The sequence below is a fragment of the Rhodococcus sp. 852002-51564_SCH6189132-a genome (genome assembly GCF_001665495.1).
Taxonomy (GTDB): domain Bacteria; phylum Actinomycetota; class Actinomycetes; order Mycobacteriales; family Mycobacteriaceae; genus Rhodococcus; species Rhodococcus pyridinivorans.
The window spans coordinates 1-18,295 of the sequence record NZ_LZMJ01000043.1 but is presented as its reverse complement, the minus strand read 5'-3'; the positions used below and the strand labels follow the sequence as shown (position 1 = coordinate 18,295).

Here is an 18,295-nt window from a genome sequence, read left to right as displayed (position 1 = left end):
AGGTGATGTTCAGCCACATCGCCGCTTTCATCGTCGGGTGCGAGATCGCGTTCTGGGTCGTGCTCGCGGCCGGCCTCGTGTGCCGGTATCTGCTCCGGCTCCGGAGGACGGGCACGGTGCTGCTCGCCCTGATCCCGCTGATCGACGTCGTTCTGCTCGCGGCCGTCGCGGTGGATCTGCACAACGGGGCGGAGGTCGGCTGGGTCCACCGCGCCGCGGGTATCTATCTCGGTGCGAGTGTCGCCTTCGGGCCGAGCGTCGTCCGGTGGGCCGACCGGCGGTTCGCCTATCACCTCGCGGGTGGTCCGAAACCGGAACGCGCTCCGAAGGAGGGCCCGGAGGCCTTCCGCAAGGAATGTGTGGACTTCGGGCGATGGCTGCTCGCGGCCGGGATCAGTGCGGCAGCCGTGCTCGGGCTCGGGTCGACCGTCGCGAACGGCGAACAGGCCTCGGCGCTGTACGGAATCTTCCCCACCCTCGCCACGATCACGGTGATCTGGCTGATCACGGGCCCGGTCTGGGTGCTCGGCAAGCAGTGACGACCACACCGCGCCGAGAAATCTCGGGGTGCGCGATGAGTTCTCACGGGGCGGCCGGTCTATATCGGTGACACCCGCACCGCGTCCCGCACAGGACGAACCGACCACAGGAGAAACCATGTCGCGCATGCTGTTCGTCAATCTCTCCGTCGAGAACATCACCGCCACCCGCGCATTCTTCGACACGCTCGGATTCACCTTCAACGACATGTTCTGCGACGAGAACACCGCGTGCCTGGAGATCAACGACCAGACCTACGTGATGTTGCTCGAGAAGCCGCGATTCCGCGACTTCATCAACGACGACATCTGCGACACCACGAAGGCGCATGAGGCGCTGATGTGCGTCTCGGCCGACAGTCGCGACGGCGTCGACGCGCTCGTCGACGGCGCGATCGCGGCCGGCGGCAGCGAATGGGTGACGACCGGCGCGCAGAAGGCGCAGGAGGAGATGGGGGACTTCGCCCACCAGCGGGCCTTCCGCGACCTCGACGGCCATGTCTGGGAGGTCATGTGGATGGACATGTCGGCTGCGGCGCAGGCCTGGGCTCCGGAGGACGCCGAGGAGAACGCCACCGCAGAAGCCTGACCGCGACCGTCAGCGGGCTGCCGGGTCCTCCGGCAGCCCGAATCGCGCGAACAACGCCGTGGTGTCGTCGGAGAAGAAGACGGTGGCGTGCGCGACCCTACTGTCGACGATGTCGAGCACCTGCAGTTGGAAAGGGTGGTGGCGGCCGTCCTCCCCTCGCATGTACAGCCCGAATGCCGGCTGGCCGTTGGCCACGGTGGGAAGCAGCACCTGGTCGCCGGGGCCCTTCGCGGGGCAGTTCTGCTTGATGAGGGTGACGATCGCGTCGGGGCCCTGGTACCAGCCTTCGAACGGCGGCATCTCCCAGACGGCGTCCTGGGTGAGCATCTCGACGAGCGAATCGATGTCGTACTTCTCGAAGCCGTCGACCCAGCGCTGCAGCAACGCCTTGGTCTCGGCGCTGTCGGGTTCGGCGAGGTCGTCGTCGCGGACCTGGGCGTCCTTCAGCTGCGCGCGTGCCCGCTGCAGGAGGCTGTTGACCGCCGCCGTCGACGTGTCGAGCGCGGCTGCGACCTCGGTGGCGCGCCACTGCAGGACCTCGCGGAGCAGCAGGACCGCGCGTTGGCGGGCGGACAGGTGCTGCAGGGCGGCGACGAACGCGAGGCGGACGGAATCGCGGGAGGCGGCGATGGTGGCGGGATCCGACGGATCGTCGGTGGCGTACCCGATGGGGAACGGCTCGAGCCACGGCACCTCGGGGCGGGTGACCAGATCGTCGGTGGGATCGGAACTGGGCGCGCCGAGCCCGGTGGGCAACGGCCGGCGACTGCGACCTTCGAGCGCCGTCAGGCACACGTTGGTAGCGATCCGGTGCAGCCACGTGCGCAGTGAGGAGCGGCCGCCGAAGTTCTCGTAACCGCGCCAGGCGCGCAGATAGGTCTCCTGGACCAGATCTTCCGCATCGTGCAGCGACCCGCTCATGCGATAACAGTGGGCGAGCAGTTCGCGACGGAACGGCTCGGCGAGTTCCATGAAATCGGTCGACGTCGATGTCGAACCGGCAGATTCTTCGAGCAGTTGTTCGGTCATGAGCGCGATACCCCCGGCTGGTCGGACCCGAATCCGCTACCCGTCAGAGAGTAGTCGGGGGCACCGACAGAAGACAGATGATCGCCGGGTCTCGATCGAGGCGCCGGATGCAGGTACCGTGCACGAAGTCGCGCCGAGGTGAGCGCGTGGTGGACGGAGTGGGGACAGGTCGTGCACGAGTACACGCTGCGCGAAGGCGTATCCGGAGCGCAGGGGCACAGCAGGCCCGAGCGCAACGGGCCCGTCGGCCCCTTCGCCGACGGACTTCCACCCGGTGCCCTGGACGTCGAGCGGCCTCCGCTCGACCGGTTCGGGCCGGCCGAGCTCGGACGGGCAGTGGTCGTCGCCGCCGTCCTGATCACCTTCGTGGTGTGGGCGGTGCTGCGGTGGACCGTCCGGCCCCGGCAGCACAGCGTCGTCGAAGCGGCCGCGCACGGCACCGTCGACGCCTTCGAACATCTCGGGCCGACCTTCGTGAAGCTGGGCCAGCTCATCGCGTCGTCGCCCGGGCTGTTCCCCGCGGCGCTCGCCGACGCGTGCCTGCGCATGCTCGACGACGTGCCGACCTTCCCCTCCGAGCAGGCCCGCGCGGTGATCGAGGAGGATCTCGGACACCGCATCGACGAGATGTTCGAGTCGTTCGACGATGTGCCGCTCGCCGCGGCGTCCGTCGCCCAGGTGCACGGGTGCGTGTTGCGCGACGGCCGTCGGGCCGTGGTGAAGGTGCAGCGGCCGGGGATCGCGCACGGCATGCTCGTCGATCTGCGCGCCGCCTACATGGGCGCGAAGCTGCTGCAGCTCTTCGAGTTCTTCCGTATCGCGAACACTCCGGGGATCATCCGCGATCTCTACAACGCGACGATGACCGAGCTCAACGCGGCGGTCGAAGCGGATCGTCAGGATCGTTTCCGCCGCAACATCTCCGCGTTCGGCGACAACGTCTACGTCACGGTGCCCGAGGTGTACTGGCAGTGGTGCGGTCCGCGGGTGATCTGCATGGAGCGCCTGCAGGGCAAGCCCGTCGACCGGGTGGTGCCGGGCCAGGACGATCTCGACACCTCCCTGCTCGTGCGCCGCGGAGTGAAGGTGTGGATGGAGGCGGTGCTCTGTCACGGCCCGTTCCACGGCGACGTGCACGCGGGCAATCTCTGGCTGCTCGACGACGGACGTGTCGCGCTGCTCGACTTCGGCATCGTCGGCGAACTGCCCGAGAAGTGGCGCGCGCTGCTGCGGGCGTTGTTCCGCGCGGCCCTGCTCGACGGGGACTTCACGGCGGTCGCGCAGAGTGTGCGGGCGCTCGGTGTCGCCGCCGACCTCGACGTCGACGACGCGGCGGTCGGCCGGCAGGTTGCCGAGATCTTCGGTCCGCTGCTCGGTCAGGACGTGGGGGAGTTGCGGCTCAGCGAACTGATCGGTGCGCTCGTCTCGCTCGGCCGCAAGTGGAACACGTCGACGCCCGAGGAACTCGTGTTGTTCGGGAAGCAGCTCGGATATTTCGAGCGCTACGCGACCGCGCTGGCGCCGGGCTGGGTGCTCGGCCGCGATCCCTTCGTCTTCCGGAACATCTTCCCGGACGAGGTAGCCATAAGAATCGCCGAATCGAACGTGAGCCTGCCCGACTGAGCCACGAGCCCGTTCGGTCTTTACAGGATCCGACCGGCCCCGTAATTTGAACGATCGTTCGACCAAATTATGGTGCGAGCCACACATTGGCTACCGGAAGGACCGCGACCGCAATGGCAACTTCGCAGGACGTCGTACTGAGCATGCGCGACGGAAACGTCGTGACCTGGACGATCAACCTTCCGGAGGCGCGCAACCCGATCTCGGGTGACGACGTCGTCGACCGTCTCGTCGAGCTCGTCGAGGAGGCCAACCGCGACATCGACACCCGCGTCGTCATTCTCACCGGCGCCGGATCGGCCTTCTCCGCCGGCGGCAACGTCAAGGACATGGACGAGCGTCGCGGCATGTTCGGCGGCAGCCCCCACGCCCTGCGCGAGGGTTACCGCCGCGGCATCCAGCGCCTGCCCCGCGCTATCTACCACTGCGAGGTCCCGATCATCGCGGCCGTCAACGGACCCGCCGTGGGCGCCGGCTGCGACCTCGCGATGATGTGCGACATGCGGATCGCCTCGTCGAAGGCGTTCTTCGCGGAGAGCTTCGTCAAGCTCGGCATCATCCCCGGCGACGGCGGCGCCTGGCTGCTTCCGCGCGCGGTCGGTGCGGCGCGCGCCGCCGAGATGGCCTTCACCGGCGACCGCGTCGACGCCGCGACGGCATTCGACTGGGGCATGGTCTCGCAGGTCGTCGAACCCGAGCAGCTCCTCGACGCCGCGAATGCGCTCGCCGCCCGCGTCGCCGTCAACCCCCCGAGCGCACTGCGGATGACGAAGAAGTTGCTGCGCGAGGGTCAGCGCGTCGATCTCGACACGCTCCTCGAACTGTCGGCCTCCTTCCAGGCGCTCTCGCACCACACCGAGGACCACCGCGAAGCCCTCTCGGCGTTCCTCGAACGACGCACCGGCGACTTCACCGGCAACTGACCTTCCCCTCTCCTTGCCCCCACACCCCGGAGGACAAGCCATGCAGCGGACGATCTTCACCGAAGAACACGAGCAGTTCCGGAAGATGGTGCGCGACTTCATCGAACGTGAGGTCGCGCCGCATCGCGAGGAATGGGACGAGATGGGTCGCCCGCCCCGCGAATTCTTCCGCCGGCTGGGCGAACTCGGCATCCTGGGGATCCATGTCCCCGAGGAGTTCGGCGGAGGGGGCGAGTCCGGCTTCAAGTTCAACACGATCGTCTTCGAAGAGGTTGCGCGCGCCGGAGTCTCGTTCGGCTCCTACACCGTGCACGCCTGCCTGATCCTGCCCTACCTGCTCGAGTACGCGACCGAGGAGCAGAAGCAGCGCTGGCTGCCCGGCTTCGCCGACGGCTCGATCATGACCGCGATCGCGATGACCGAGCCCGGCACCGGCTCCGACCTCGCCAACATCGCGACCTCGGCGAAGCTGTCCGAGGACGGCAAGCACTACATCATCAACGGCGCGAAGACCTTCATCACCGGCGGCGTCACCGCCGACCTCATCCTCACGGTCTGCCGTACGAGTCCGTTCGATCCTGAGAACCGCCGCGGCGGCCTGTCGATCATCGCGGTGCCCACCGACACCGAGGGCTTCGCGGTAGGCCGTAAGCTCGACAAGATCGGCCTGCACCAGCAGGACACCGCCGAGCTCTCGTACACCGACGTGAAGGTGCCGGTCGAGAACCTCCTCGGTGAGGAAGGCGCGGGCTTCGGCTACCTCACCCACAACCTGCCGCAGGAGCGTCTGAGCATCGCTCTGAACCAGGTCGGCTTCGCCGAGGCCGCCATCGCCCACGCGATCGCATACACCAAGGAACGCAAGGTCTTCGGCAAGCCCGTCGCCTCGTTCCAGAACACCAAGTTCGTGCTCGCCGAGTGCTCGGCCGAGACCCAGGCCGCGCGTGTCTACGTCGACCACTGCCTCGAACTGCTCGACCGCAAGGAACTGACGGTCGCCGATGCGGCCCGCGCGAAGCTGTTCTGCACCGAGGTCTCCGGTCGCGTCATCGACAAGTGCCTGCAACTGCACGGCGGCTACGGCTACATCACCGAGTATCCGATCGCCCGGCTGTACGCCGACACCCGCGTGACCCGGATCTACGGTGGCACCAGCGAGGTCATGAAGACGATCATCTCCAAGGATCTGGGGCTGTAGGCATGTACCCGGGCCGTTACGCCGCCGTCGCCCCGGATCGGCCCGCCGTGCACGAGGCCGCGACCGGCCGGACGCTCACCTATCGGGAGCTCGAGGGCGCGTCCGTCCGGTTCGCGCACTGGCTGCGCGCACACGACGTCGGGAAGGGCGACCACATCGCGGTCGTCACCGTCAACGACGCCACTGCGTTCGAACTGTACTGGGGGGCAGTTCGTTCGGGCGTCTACGTCACCTTCGTCAACACGCATCTCGCTCCCGTCGAGGCCGCGTACATCGTCGACGACTGCGACGCGAAGGTGCTCGTCGTCTCGGCGCCGCTCGCCGACCTCGCCGAGGCGATCGTGCCGCTCACCCCGAAGGTGACGCACCGTGTCGCCTTCGAAGGGCAGGTGCCCGGACATCTCGTGTACGAGGAGGAGGTGGCGGGTCTTCCCGTCACCCCGATGCCGGACCAACCCCGCGGCAGCGACATGCTGTACTCCTCCGGCACCACCGGGCGCCCCAAAGGCATCAAGCCCGCTCTCTCCGGTGCCCAGGTCGGTGACGAGCCCGGTCCTCCGCTGCTGAAGCAGGTGCGCCGCTTCGGTTTCGACGAGAACACCGTCTACCTGTCGCCGGCACCGATCTACCACGCCGCGCCCTTGCGGTACGGCGTGTCGACGCAGGCGCTCGGTGGCACGGTCGTGCTCATGGAGCGGTTCGTCGACGAACTGCCGCGCACGCCGACGGGCAAGATGGTCGAGGGCAGGCTCGGCGAGCTGATCGCGCAGTACGCCGATACCGGAGCGTTGTCGTGAGAGTGCTGTCGCCGAAGCAGCGCGTCTTCATCGAGGCGGGCCGGAAGGAGTTCGTGCGCAACGGATACGGCTCGTCGTCGATCCGGACCATCGCGCAGGAGGCAGGCGTGAGCCTGTCCGCCCTGTACTACCACTACAAGAACAAACAGGATCTGCTGCTGGCGATCCTGCTCGACGGCGTCGACACCTACGACGCGGTCTGTGACGCCGAACTCGCCCGCGTCGGCGACGATCCGGTCGAGCAGATCCGCGCGTTCGTCAAGGGGAACGTCATCTTCCGCACGCAGTTCCCCGAGCAGGGACGCATGATCGCGACGGAGGTGCGCAATCTCGAACCCGAGGGTGCGCGACTGTACGAGGAACGCCGGCGCGCCGGCCGAAGGCGGATCCGCGACATCATCGATCGCGGTGTCGCACAAGGCGTCTTCACCACGAAGTATCCCGACGACTGCCGCCGATCGATTTTGGCGATGGTCTCGGCTATCGCCAACTGGTATGACCCCGCGGGCCCGGACGACCCGGACGAGATCGCGGAACGCTACGCGGACCTGTCGCTGGCGCTGCTGTGTCCCACCATCACCGGTGGAGAAGGAGATCGACGATGAGTGCACGACTCGTGCCGAGGGCGGGCACCCCCGACCCGGCACTGACGGAACTCCGTGCCGAGGTACGGGCGTTCCTGAAGGAACAGATCGAGGCGGGCGTGTTCACCCCGGGCATCGACACCTGGCTGACGCGATGGAACCCCGATTTCACGCGTGCGCTCGCCGCTCGCGGCTGGGTCGGCATGACGATCCCCGTCGAGTACGGCGGACACGGACGAACCTTCATGGAGCGCTTCGTCGTCACCGAGGAGTTGCTCGCAGTGGGCGCTCCGGTCGCCGCCCAGTGGGTCGCCGACCGCCAGGCCGCACCGTCGCTACTGAAGTACGGCACCGAAGAGCAGAAGCAGCGGTTCCTGCCGGGCATCGCGGCCGGTGAGATCTGCTGGGCCATCGGAATGTCCGAGCCCGACTCCGGATCCGACCTCGCGAGCGTCAAGACGAAGGCCACGCAGGTGGACGGTGGGTGGCGGATCTCCGGCACCAAGTTGTGGACGTCCGGGGCCCACCACGCCGACGCCTTCTTCGGCCTCGCGCGGTCCGCCCCGCTCGATCCCGCGCACCGCCACGACGGGCTGAGCCAGTTCATCGTGCTGCTCGACTCCCCGGGCGTGACCATCCGCCCGATCCTGTCGATGTCCGGCGACCACCACTTCAACGAGGTGCTGCTCGACGACGTCTTCGTCCCGGACGACCTGGTGCTCGGACAGATCGGCGCCGGCTGGGAACAGGTGACGAGCGAGCTCGGTTACGAGCGCAGCGGTCCCGAACGTTTCCTGTCGACCTTCGGGGTGCTCGAATCCCTCGTACACGGTGTGGCCGACGGCAGCGTCGAAGCGGACACCCGCATCGGAGCGACCATCGGACGCATGGCGGGCCTGCACCGCATGTCCACCGCGGTCTCCGAGTCCCTCGAACGTGGCGAGAACGCCGAACTCGCGGCGTCGGTCGTGAAGGTGCTCGGCACGAAGACCGAAGGTGACCTGGCGGATCTCGCCGACGAGATCGCGGGATACACCGCAGCCGACGCACATCTGGCCGAGCTCGTCCGAGCAGGCGTCATGCAACGACCGGGCTTCACACTGCGCGGCGGCACGAGCGAGATCCTCCGCGGGGTCATCGCACGAGGATTGGGGATGAGATGAGCGGGCAGGACGCACTGCAGTCGACGGAACTGCGCGATTTCGCACAGATGTTGTCCGAGGTGTTCACCTCGGGTGACGACCACCGCATCGGTGAGGTCGTGGAACTCGATCGTGCCCTGTGGAGCACCCTCACCGAGCTCGGCCTCGATCGGCTCACGGGTTCGGAGGAGAGCGGCGGAAGCGGCGCGGGATGGCTCGAGGCCGCCCTGCTGCTCGAGGCCGCCGGCAGCGCTGCTGCTGCCGTGCCGGTGGCCGAGAACGATCTGCTCGCGGGCTGGCTCCTCGAGCAGGCGGGCCTCGATGCGGCGCCGGCGGTGCGTACCGCCGCGGTGCTCGACGCCGACGGCCGCGCACGCCACGTGCCGTGGGCCCGGTTCGCGGACTCGATCGTCGTGTTGTGGGAGTCACCGCAGGGATGGCAGGTCGCCGAGGTCGCTCGCGGCGATGTCGAGATCGTCGAGGCCGTGAACCTGGCGGCGGAGCCCCGCGATCACATGTGCGTCGACCTGTCGGCACTGTCCGGGCGCGACGTTCCGGCGGGCACCGCCGACGAGTTCCGCCACCGGGGCGCGCTCGTCCGTGCGCTGGCCACCGCGGGTGCGATGGATCGGGTTCTCGAGCTCGTCGTCGATCACACCACTGCCCGCGTGCAGTTCGGTCGTCCGCTGGCCAAGTTCCAGGCGGTGCAGGCGCTCGTCGCCGACATCGCCACCGAGGCCTCGCTCGTGCACGCCGCCGCGGATGGTGCGGTCGATGCCGTTCTCGCCGGTGGTTTCGATGACGCGTCGACCCGCTTCGCGATCGCGGCGGCCGCGTCGTGTGCCGGACATGCGGCGTCGGTCGTCGCCCGAAACGCGCATCAGGCACTCGGCGCGATCGGCTTCACGATGGAACACGAGCTGCAACGGCACGCCAACCGGATCCTGTCGTGGCGCAGCGAATTCGGCACGGTCGCGTCGTGGGATTCCGAACTGCTCGCCGCGGCCGGTGAAGCCGGGGACGTGTGGGCGTTGATCACGGGTGGCCCGGCACGCTGACGAGCACGAGACATGTCGGTGCATGCTTCAACGCGGTCTTATCGATGTCGTTCACAGGGGCGAGGACTGCACACCACGCGTCCCGGGATCTTCGAACCAGTAGCAGTGACAGTTCACGCCACCGGGGATCTCCCCGGCATCTCCGCAGCGTGGGACGGGGGCGAACCACTGCTGGTACCGGCCGGATTCGGATCGGATTTCGCCCGCGCAGCACCGACCCGTCGACGCAGAGCAAGGGTGACCGTCACGGCTTGCCAGAAGAGAATGCCGACCAGAATCGACAGGGCGAACGCCAACCAGGGATGGTCCTCTCGCAGCGGCAGATACACCTGGAAGTGCGTCAGGTAGATGTAGAGCGACGCGCTCGCCAGCACCCCTGCGATCCGGCTCAGCACAGGTGGGCAGGGAACGGACTCGAGCCACACCAGCAGGCCCAGCCCACCGATGACGAGAAGTTCTCGCTGGAGATCACCCGAGAAGTATCCGGGCACCGTGGCTGCGATCACCGCCGTGACGATCATTCGGTGCCACACGGTCGTCGACGTAGCGGCAGCCCAGCCCAGGGCGAACAACCAGAAGACCATCGACGCGCTCAGAATCAGATTGTTGCCGTCCCCGAGCTCGATCACGCGGTAGCGGGGGAGCAGACCCACACCCACCAAGGCCATCGCGAACCAGAACGAGTGCCTGCGCTCAACACGGTCGATGAGCGGGATGGACAACACCGCGATGACTACGAGCAGGATGTACACGATCGCCTCGATGAACCAGTACCGCCATTCGGGCGTCCACCCGTCGGGGCCGAGAATGCCGTTGAGCAACAACGCACTGGTCACGAGATAGTCCCCGGTCAGTGCGATCACGACGCCGAGCCACACCATGCTGGGTACGGCAATTCGGGCGACGCTGCCCAGGACATGTCGCACCCGTTCGGTACGGGGAGTGGCGAGATGAAAGCGTGCGAAGTTGTATCCGGCGACCCCCAGCAGCACATGCGCGCCGCCGAGAACCCCGAACAACCGGATGTGCGAACCGACGATCAGCACGATCGCAACAGCGCGGAGCAGCACATTGGTCTCGACCGCCCGCCACCATCGTCGCCGGGGCGTAGGCACGAAATCCTTGATCGCGGTGGTGTGCCAGTTCTGGGGTAGATAGCCGAGCATGCGCTCGAGCCGCAGAGACATCTGCACATAGGACAGCGAGTCGCCGCCCAGGCTCACGAACGAGCTGTCGTCGGTGACCTGCCCACTGTGCAGCACCTCGGCATACAGGGTCCGCAGGGCGGCCGTGTCCACGACGGTGCTCTCTGCCTCGGGTGAATCGGGCGTCGCGTGGTGCACGAGCTCGGCCACTGCCCGAAGGTCGGGTTTGCCCGTGCCGGTCCGCGGAAGCTCGTCGACGAGACACACCCGCACGGCCGCGACGGGAAGACCACAGGCCCGTGCGCTCGCGGACCGGATCGCCTCGAGATCGCTCGCACCCTCGACCGCCACGATCATGTCGTCCGTCCCGCCGACACAGCATGCCGTCAGTCCCTGTTCGGCGAGGGTCGACTCGACCTGCTGCAGGTCGATCCGTAGCCCGAAGATCTTGACGAAACGGCTGCGTCGGCCCACCACCTCGTACACGCCGCCGTCGATCTGCCGCGCGAGGTCGCCGGTCCGCAGTTCACCCTCGAGGACGTCCCCGAGACCCAGATCCTCGGGCGTGTGCGCGTAGCCGAGCATCACGTTCGGCCCCGTGTAGATCAGTTCACCGGTGCCGTCCGGAGCGTCCGGTATCGGCTCGAGCCGGAAGGATCCACCGGGAACAGCTCGTCCGATCGACTGCGGATAGTCGGAGGCGAGTTCCGGAGGCAGGTACGCCATCCGTGCGGTCGCCTCCGTCTGCCCGTACATGACGAAGAAATCCCAGCCCCGCTCACGGCCCGACTGCGTATAGGCGCGGACCCGATCCGGTGAGAGTCGACCGCCGGCCTGGGTGATGTAGCGCAGGTCGGGTAGGTCCAGTTCGTCGAATCCGAACCGATCGAGCAGATCGAACGTGTAGGGCACGCCGGCGAAGCTGGTGCCGCGGTGGTCTCGGAACAGCTCCCAGAACGCCGGGTCGGTCACCGAGCGGCTCGTGAGGATCACTGCGGCTCCGCGCAGTAGGTGGCTGTGGATGACAGAGAGCCCGTAGCAGTAATACATCGGCAGCGTCGTCACTGCCCGGTCGGTACTACGGATGTCGAGGTACTCCGCGATCGACTCTGCATTGGACTGCACGTTGCGATGGGACAGGCGGACGAGTTTCGGGGAGCCCGTCGAGCCGGAGGTGCTCAGCAGCAGCGCCAGGTCGGGGTGCAGTACATGCGCAGAACCGTCACCCCGTTCCTCGATCGTCACAGTCCCGTCGATACTGCGCACCACCACGTCGGGTCGGTATGCGGCGATCAGGCCTTCGAAGGCTGCGGGGTGGTCGCCCGGCGCCAGCAGAACCGGATGTCCGGCGAGTAGGGCTGCAAGGTAGACGACAAGAACATCGATCTCGTTGGCACCTGCGATCAACACCAGTCGGCGGGTGTTGCCCAGCCGGGCAGTTGCCCGATGGACTCGGTCGGCCAGGTCGCTGTAGGTGACGGTTTCCTGCTGGGTGATCAAGGCTGGGGCGTCACCGAAGTCTTCCAGATGGAGGACGAAACGCACGCGAGGATGTTCCTTGCGGAAGAACGGGCTGAGCACCGATAGAGTGTAAGGGCTGCCAAACCTGACAACCGAGGGCTTGAATTGGCCTTTACCACCACCTTATGGGGTTCGCCCCCCCACACACATGTCGCCGCGGTCGTGGGTGGATCCGATGCTGCAGTCGTGTCCGAGGTGTTGCGACGCGCGCACGTGGCGGGCGCACTGCTACAGCAGTCGGTTGCACGCCGGCCGGACGCCGTCACGCGCCCCTTGCTGTGATCAGGCAGCGGATGCTGTGCCCGCGTCGCAGGGTGCGGCATCGGCTGTGACGTCGAGGCCGGGAGCGAGGATGTCGAGCAGCATGCGAACCTGGCGTGTGGGTGCGACGACGTGGAAACGGCCGGGCCGGATGTGAACGGCATCGGCGAGCATCGAGGCGACCTCGGAGTACATGAAGGTCACCTCGGACAGATCGACGACGACGTGGTCGCCCGAGTGTGCGAGGTCGCCGAGAGTGGAGGCGAACTCCGCTCGGGCGGTCATGTCGAGATCTCCCTTCGCCCGCAGGACGCTGCAGCGACGGGAGGGCGAGTGGACGTCGAGACGGTAGCGCGGTGCTCGGGCGACCGTCTCTGCATCGACTCGTGAGAGTGCGCCGGTGTGGGTGACGATCCTGCGGGTGGTGCTCGTACGTGTGCTCATTGCGGTCTCCTGTCGGCGTGGATTTCGTGCCGTCCGGTGCGGGCTGGATCACGAGCAGACGGTCGGCCTGCTGGGGTCGTGGTGAGAACGTCGGGGTCCGGTGAGAACTCGCCTCGGGCTTGCACAGAGCCTGTCCGACGGATGTCGCTTCGCCACCATCCGTTCCATAACGGAACGATAACGAAACATCACGGTTCTGTAACGTAAGCGTTCTGAGCTGCGAAAATATCCTATTTTCCTGGCCCCGTCGGCCCGAGCGGACGATCGGTGGCCGGAGATGGGATGCTGGATCCATGAGCGCTGTTCCTGCCGACGCTGCCGCCGACGCGGAGACCGCGTTCGGCGGCCTCGTCGTGGAGACGGAGCTCGCCCCCATCCACCGGCTCGGCAGCGGCGCGCTGTCCGCCGTCGAACTGCAACTGCGTGGTCCGGAAGGATCATCGTTGCACGATGCGACCGCTCTGAGCGAGGCCGCCCGGGCGATGCATCAGAAGTCGGAACTGGACCGGATCAAGTGGCGCAGGGCCGGACGGCAAGCCGAGTCGGCGGTTCCGCATCTGGTGACCGTCGATCTCGATTCGCTCGACGAACTCGGCGCGCTCGGGGATCGAGGGGGCCCGACCACGGTCGCTCTCATCACCGAGCAGGCGCTGATCGCCGCCCCTGCCAGGACGCTGCGCACCATTGCGGCGGCGCGCACCGCCGGCATGCTCGTCGCGGTGGACGGTGTGGGAGCGCGTGCTCAGGCCCTCGCGCTGCTGCCGCTCGTCGAACCGGATGTGATCATCACGTCGCCGGCCCTGATCGCGCGTGCGGCCGACGCCTCGACGGCGAGGATTGCCCACGCCGTCGCCGCGTACATCGAATCCAGCAGCGCGGTCGTCATCGCGCAGGGCGTCGATTCGGAACTGCATCGCCGCCGCGCTCTGGGATTGGCCGCCGAATACGGAATGGGCGCGCTGTATCCGACAGTCGGATCGACCGGGGATGCCGCGCAAGCGGATTCGGATGTCGAACCGATATCGCTGCGTCCGCGACGGGCCGTTCCCGGCGGTCCCGAACTCACTCCCTTCGCTCTGGCGTCCGAAGGACGCAGACGCACAAGTAGTTTCAAGCGACTTCTGGTGTCGATGAGCAAGCTGCTCGAGACCAACGCGGTGGGAGCCGGACCGGAGACGATCGTGCTCGGCACCTTCCAGCGCGCCGAGCACTTCACCCCGACCTCCCGGGTTCGATGGGCGCAGCTCGCCGAGCAGGTCGCCTACACCGGGGTCTACGGCGTCGGAATCGATCCCTACGTCGACTCCGCGGTACACCACGCGCCGTTGGACCCGAACGATCCGATCGTCGACGAATGGAACGTCGTCGTCCTCGGTCCGCACTTCGCGTGCGTACTCGCCGCGCTCGACATGCACACCGACGCAGCGGATCTCGACCGCGAGTTCCGCTACGTGCTGTCCTACGACCGCGGCACCGTGATCCGGTGTGCCCACAGCATCCTGGCGCGTTTCGAGGGGTGACCCGAGGGAGAGCGGCTCAGGACGAGGGTGGGACCTCCAAGGGGACCGGTCGGGGACGGGACAGGGTCGCGCGCGCCGCGCGGGCGACGGCCTCCCGGTCGTAGGAGACGACGTACTCGAACTCCCGCTCGCCGCCGGCCGTTCGACGGTGCAGGTCGAGGGCAGAGAGCGCGCACGCGAACGACTCTCCCAGGAGGATGACGTTCCACTCGTCGACGAGGGGATCGTGCGGCTCGATCGGGACGAGGTCCGGGCCCGAGGTGCTCGTGCCGAACCCGACCGCGAAGACCGCGACGTGCGCGAGGGTGGCGGCCATCGACAGCCATCGTCTGCGTGCGGCCCCGGTGAAGTGGTCGTGGTGCTGGAAGGTGCCGAGGGCGATCGTGTCGGGTCCGGCCTCCCCGGCTCGCGCCTCGAGGTCGGCGCTCATGGACACGAGCAGACCCTTGCCGCTCCGCACGCGTTCCCGACCGGCAGACAGGATGCGGAAGGGCGCGGCGGTCGCGTCGTCGAGCGGCGCACTCCAGGTGGGTTCACGGAACAACCCTCCGCGCGGCGACGAAGGGCCGGCTTCACCCTCCGCAACGTGTAGTGCTGTACCGCAACCGAAATCGATACCGTGGGCGAGGGCCGCCTCGCGATGAAGGTCGGAGTCGACGCCCTCGGCGAGAACGACGGAGTTCGTGCGCTCGCAGTGGGCCCGCAACGACAGCAGGGTAGTGGCGGCCCGCAGGTCGGATGCGACGAGCGCCTCGGCCGGTACGACGACCACCTCCGGCTCGACCAGAGCCAGGACGACCGTGGCGCGGGACGCCGATTCCGCGATGCGTACCGCCACGGCGAATCCGCGTTCGCGCACAGCGGCGATCCGGTGCAGGACCGTCGGGGGATCGGCGAACACCTCGTGCTCGTCGAGCAGTGCGACGGCATCGCGTCCGGCCACCGGCCTGTGCGCGAGGTCGGTCAACGGCATCACAGCCGCGACGACCGTGCCGTCCACGAGGTCGTGGATCGTGCTCGCGTGCATGACGTGCCGCCTTCCCGCATCACGCGGCGGTCCGTCCGCCGAGCATCACGCCGGACGCGCGCAGGCTCGCAGGATCCGGGGCGTCGTCCGTTGCGGACATCCTGCCAGCCGCCACGTCGGTCACGTCGACGGGATCACCGCAGATACAGGCGGACCTTGTCGATCTCGTTGCGCAGCAGGTCGATCTCCTCGGCGGTGGGATCCTCGGTCAGCGTCAGCTCGTCGGAGACCTTCAGATCCCAGCCGGTGGCGGCGCGGACCTGGTCGACGGTGACACCGCGGTGGATGCTGGTCAGTTCGAGTTCGTCGAAGGAATCTTGCCGCGACAGCACGCCCAGACTGGTGAACACCTTCGTCACCCCGCGACCGCGGGGCATGATGCCGACGCCCGCCTCACGGGCGCGCACCGGGCTCGGGGTCGTGCAGAAGTCCAGTTCGGCGGGGAAGGCACTCGGATCGTGGCGTCGCATGATCACGAACACCTCGCCGGCGTTGGGCATGATCTCGACGGCTCCGCCGCCGCCGGGCAGGCGCACGGTGGGCTTGTCCCAGTCGCCGATGATGCTGGTGTTGAGGCTGCCGTCGCGGTCGATCTGCGCCGCCCCGAGGAACCCGACGTCGACGTTGCCGCCTTGGAGCACGTACCCGAACAGCGACGCCATGGACACCACGGATTCGGCGCCGGAGACCACGACGGAGTCGGCGATGCCCTCGGCCATCGCCTCGGGGTGCGCACCGCAGACCCCGGACTCGTAGATCAGCTCGACGTCGGGGTTCGACGTGCGGGCGGCGAGGTCGACGGCGAGGGTGGGCAGACCCACCCCGGCGAAGACCCGGGCCTTGCCGGCCAGGGCCCGCGCGGCGACGGAGACGATCAGTTCGGTGGTGGAGAAGGTTTCGGCGGTGGTCACTTTCGGCTCCCGTAGTCGACGGTCCCGGAGGGGCGCGGGGCAACCTCGAGGTCGGCCCAGTACTCCGCGCCCAGTTTCTCGAGGTATTCGGCGTGATCGGCGGTGGTGAGGACCCATTCCTTCAACCAGGTGCGCATTTGCTGGGGGTCCTTGCTGATCGCGGTCCAGCGGCGGTAGAACGCGCAGTCGCGGTCGTAGTAACCCTGCGCGTAGGAGGGGTGCGCTCCGCGCGGGCTCAGCACCACCGCGTCCACCGCGTGCGAGGGGACGAGGGTGCGGCTGGGATCGGAGCGGATCACGTCGTCGTCGACGATCTCCTCGACCACCACGATGGCCTTCTTCGCGGCGTAGACCGCTTCCTGCTGCACACCGGCGATGCCCCAGATCTGGACGTTGCCGGAGCGGTCGGCGCGCTGCGCGTGGATGATCGTCACGTCCGGGTTCAGCGGAGGCACGACGTAGACGCTGCCGCCGCTGAAGGGATCCTCGACGAGCCGGATGTTCGGGTTGATCTTCGGCAGGTCGCTGCCGGCATACGAGCGCAGCGGGAAGAAGGGCAGCCCGGCCGCGCCGGCCTGGTAGCGGCAGACCATGCCGTAGTGGCTGTACTCCTCGACCTCGAGTGCGACGGGGTCGTGGCTCTCGATGCGCCGGCGGATCTCGTACAGCGACCCGGCCGAGCCGCTGGCGAAAAACGAGGCGACGAGCTTCGACACGCAGTCGGCGGCGATGAGCTGATCGGAGATGATGTCGGGGGTCATGCGGCACAACGTCAGGTCGCGCCTGCCCTGCCGGATGATCTCGTGCGCCGCGGCGAACGGGATGAGGTGCGAGAAACCCTCGAGGGCAACGGTCATGCCGTCCTCGACATAGGTGGCGATCGCCTCGCGCAGGGTCATGAGTTTGTCCGGCATACCCGGTCGTCCTCCGTGTGGTCGGTAATTCGGTGTCGGATATCAGGCGCCCGCAGGCGCAATAATCGACGGGTGGAGATCCAGCAGGTGAAGGCGTTCCTGGCGGTGGCGGAGGAACTGCATTTCGGTCGCGCGGCGCAGCGGCTGCACATGGCCCAGCCGCCGCTCAGCCGCACGATCCGCAGGCTCGAGAAAGAACTCGGAGCCGAACTCTTCGAACGCAACACCCGCAGCGTGCGGTTGACGGAGAGCGGTCGCGCGCTCGTGGAGCCGGCCCGGAACATCCTCGACGCCTGCCGGCTCGCCGAGATGGCGGTGACCGCCGCGGGGTCGGGTCAGACCGGCAGGGTCCGTATCGGTTTCGCCGGTTCGTCCTCGCACTATCTCGTGGGCCGGTGGGCGAAGCTCGTGCGGCGCACTCATCCCGGTATCGAATTCGTGCTCGACAGTTCGGCGTACGCGAGCGAGGCGCTCAACAAGCTGGCCGCGGGCAAGCTCGACATCGGCATCGTGCGCCTGTTGTTCTTCCCACCGGGGATCGCGTCGCGCGTCGTGGCCCGAGAGAACCTCGTCGTGGCGCTGCCCAAGGAGCACCCGCTCGCCGACCGTGAGCAGGTCCGGCTCGAGGACCTCGCGCACGAGGCGTGGGTGATGCTGCCCGCCGAACCCGGATCGATGCTGCGCGAGCTGTTGCTCCGTATCGCCCACGACGTCGGATTCACGCCCAGAATCGTTCAGAGCGCCCCGGATTCGCTGTCGCTGATCGCCCTGGTCTCGGCCGGGGTGGGATGTTCGATGACGGTCTCGTCGGTCGCGGCGAACGTCATCAACCCCGAGGTCGTGTTCGTTCCTCTCGCAGATCATCCCGAGCCGCTCGACGTGCGGCTCGTGTGGCGGGAGGACGACGACAGTGCCGCGCTGCGGGAGGTTCTCCGCCTCTCCGAGGAAGCGCTGCCGACTCCGGATTGACCGGGGCGGGGGGGGGCGGGGGCGGCGCCCCCCCCCGGGGGGCCGGGGCGCCCAAGAGATGGGGCCGGACGAGTGGGGGGGGTGGGGGGGGGGGGGTAGGG

Annotated in this window: 16 protein-coding genes and 1 pseudogene; 11 read left to right on the top strand and 6 right to left on the bottom strand. The window is 67.8% G+C overall.

The genetic code is table 11. From position 1 onward, the window contains the following. Positions 1 to 5: 5 nt before the first annotated feature. Positions 6 to 539 carry a hypothetical protein gene (locus tag A5767_RS10635; protein WP_039585044.1) on the top strand — a complete coding sequence of 178 codons (534 nt, stop codon included), beginning with the start codon at positions 6 to 8 and terminating at the stop codon, positions 537 to 539. Positions 540 to 657: 118 nt separating this feature from the next. After that, positions 658 to 1,128: a VOC family protein gene (locus A5767_RS10630; protein WP_064852266.1), complete on the top strand. Its 471-nt coding sequence runs from the start codon at positions 658 to 660 to the stop codon at positions 1,126 to 1,128. Between the two features lie 9 nt (positions 1,129 to 1,137). On the opposite strand, the gene A5767_RS10625 is transcribed toward A5767_RS10630, so the two are convergent. Continuing rightward, positions 1,138 to 2,157 (bottom strand): sigma-70 family RNA polymerase sigma factor, encoded by a 1,020-nt coding sequence (locus tag A5767_RS10625; protein ID WP_064852265.1) that lies wholly within the window; start codon positions 2,155 to 2,157, stop codon positions 1,138 to 1,140. A gap of 186 nt (positions 2,158 to 2,343) precedes the next feature. On the opposite strand from A5767_RS10625, the gene A5767_RS10620 reads away from it, so the two are divergent. The 7 genes and pseudogenes from A5767_RS10620 to A5767_RS10590 all read left to right on the top strand — a co-directional run bounded on the left by A5767_RS10620 (position 2,344) and on the right by A5767_RS10590 (position 9,482). Then, positions 2,344 to 3,780, top strand: a complete 1,437-nt coding sequence (locus tag A5767_RS10620) for an ABC1 kinase family protein (protein ID WP_064852279.1) — start codon at positions 2,344 to 2,346, stop codon at positions 3,778 to 3,780. Positions 3,781 to 3,893: 113 nt separating this feature from the next. Beyond that, the gene (locus A5767_RS10615) at positions 3,894 to 4,703 is read left to right on the top strand and encodes a crotonase/enoyl-CoA hydratase family protein (protein ID WP_006553734.1); all 810 of its coding nucleotides are present in this window, start codon (positions 3,894 to 3,896) and stop codon (positions 4,701 to 4,703) included. Positions 4,704 to 4,743: 40 nt separating this feature from the next. Next, positions 4,744 to 5,901, top strand: a complete 1,158-nt coding sequence (locus A5767_RS10610; protein WP_064852264.1) for an acyl-CoA dehydrogenase family protein — start codon at positions 4,744 to 4,746, stop codon at positions 5,899 to 5,901. A gap of 2 nt (positions 5,902 to 5,903) precedes the next feature. After that, a pseudogene (locus A5767_RS10605) lies at positions 5,904 to 6,602 on the top strand (AMP-binding protein); the annotation flags it as partial. 92 nt (positions 6,603 to 6,694) lie between these two features. After that, positions 6,695 to 7,303, top strand: coding sequence for a TetR/AcrR family transcriptional regulator (locus tag A5767_RS10600; protein WP_231911995.1), 609 nt, complete (start codon positions 6,695 to 6,697; stop codon positions 7,301 to 7,303). Then, a complete protein-coding gene (locus tag A5767_RS10595; RefSeq protein WP_064852263.1) occupies positions 7,300 to 8,445 on the top strand; it encodes an acyl-CoA dehydrogenase family protein in 1,146 nt (381 codons plus the stop codon). The genes A5767_RS10600 and A5767_RS10595 overlap by 4 nt, the downstream gene beginning before the upstream one ends. Further along, complete coding sequence (locus A5767_RS10590) at positions 8,442 to 9,482, top strand: acyl-CoA dehydrogenase family protein (protein ID WP_064852262.1); 1,041 nt, start codon at positions 8,442 to 8,444, stop codon at positions 9,480 to 9,482. The genes A5767_RS10595 and A5767_RS10590 overlap by 4 nt, the downstream gene beginning before the upstream one ends. Positions 9,483 to 9,595: 113 nt before the next feature. On the opposite strand, the gene A5767_RS10585 is transcribed toward A5767_RS10590, so the two are convergent. Both A5767_RS10585 and A5767_RS10580 read right to left on the bottom strand, forming a co-directional pair. Continuing rightward, complete coding sequence (locus A5767_RS10585; protein WP_418345074.1) at positions 9,596 to 12,208, bottom strand: AMP-binding protein; 2,613 nt, start codon at positions 12,206 to 12,208, stop codon at positions 9,596 to 9,598. A 222-nt stretch (positions 12,209 to 12,430) separates the two neighbouring features. Further along, a complete protein-coding gene (locus tag A5767_RS10580) occupies positions 12,431 to 12,853 on the bottom strand; it encodes an STAS domain-containing protein (protein ID WP_064852261.1) in 423 nt (140 codons plus the stop codon). 293 nt (positions 12,854 to 13,146) lie between these two features. Between A5767_RS10580 and A5767_RS10575 the strand changes: the two genes are divergently transcribed. Continuing rightward, the gene (locus A5767_RS10575; protein ID WP_064852260.1) at positions 13,147 to 14,373 is read left to right on the top strand and encodes an EAL domain-containing protein; all 1,227 of its coding nucleotides are present in this window, start codon (positions 13,147 to 13,149) and stop codon (positions 14,371 to 14,373) included. Positions 14,374 to 14,389: 16 nt separating this feature from the next. Here the strand turns inward: A5767_RS10575 and A5767_RS10570 are convergent, their stop codons facing one another. The 3 genes from A5767_RS10570 to A5767_RS10560 form a co-directional block, all read right to left on the bottom strand. Next, a complete protein-coding gene (locus tag A5767_RS10570; RefSeq protein WP_082937666.1) occupies positions 14,390 to 15,400 on the bottom strand; it encodes a DICT sensory domain-containing protein in 1,011 nt (336 codons plus the stop codon). Between the two features lie 134 nt (positions 15,401 to 15,534). Beyond that, on the bottom strand, positions 15,535 to 16,311 hold the full coding sequence (locus tag A5767_RS10565; RefSeq protein WP_024102094.1) for a 3-oxoadipate--succinyl-CoA transferase subunit B: 777 nt from the start codon (positions 16,309 to 16,311) through the stop codon (positions 15,535 to 15,537). Continuing rightward, positions 16,308 to 17,225: a CoA transferase subunit A gene (locus tag A5767_RS10560; protein WP_064852259.1), complete on the bottom strand. Its 918-nt coding sequence runs from the start codon at positions 17,223 to 17,225 to the stop codon at positions 16,308 to 16,310. The genes A5767_RS10565 and A5767_RS10560 overlap by 4 nt, the downstream gene beginning before the upstream one ends. 72 nt (positions 17,226 to 17,297) lie before the next feature. Here A5767_RS10560 and A5767_RS10555 point away from each other — a divergent pair, with 72 nt between their 5' ends. Beyond that, positions 17,298 to 18,194 (top strand): LysR family transcriptional regulator, encoded by an 897-nt coding sequence (locus A5767_RS10555; protein ID WP_024102093.1) that lies wholly within the window; start codon positions 17,298 to 17,300, stop codon positions 18,192 to 18,194. Positions 18,195 to 18,295 lie beyond the last annotated feature (101 nt).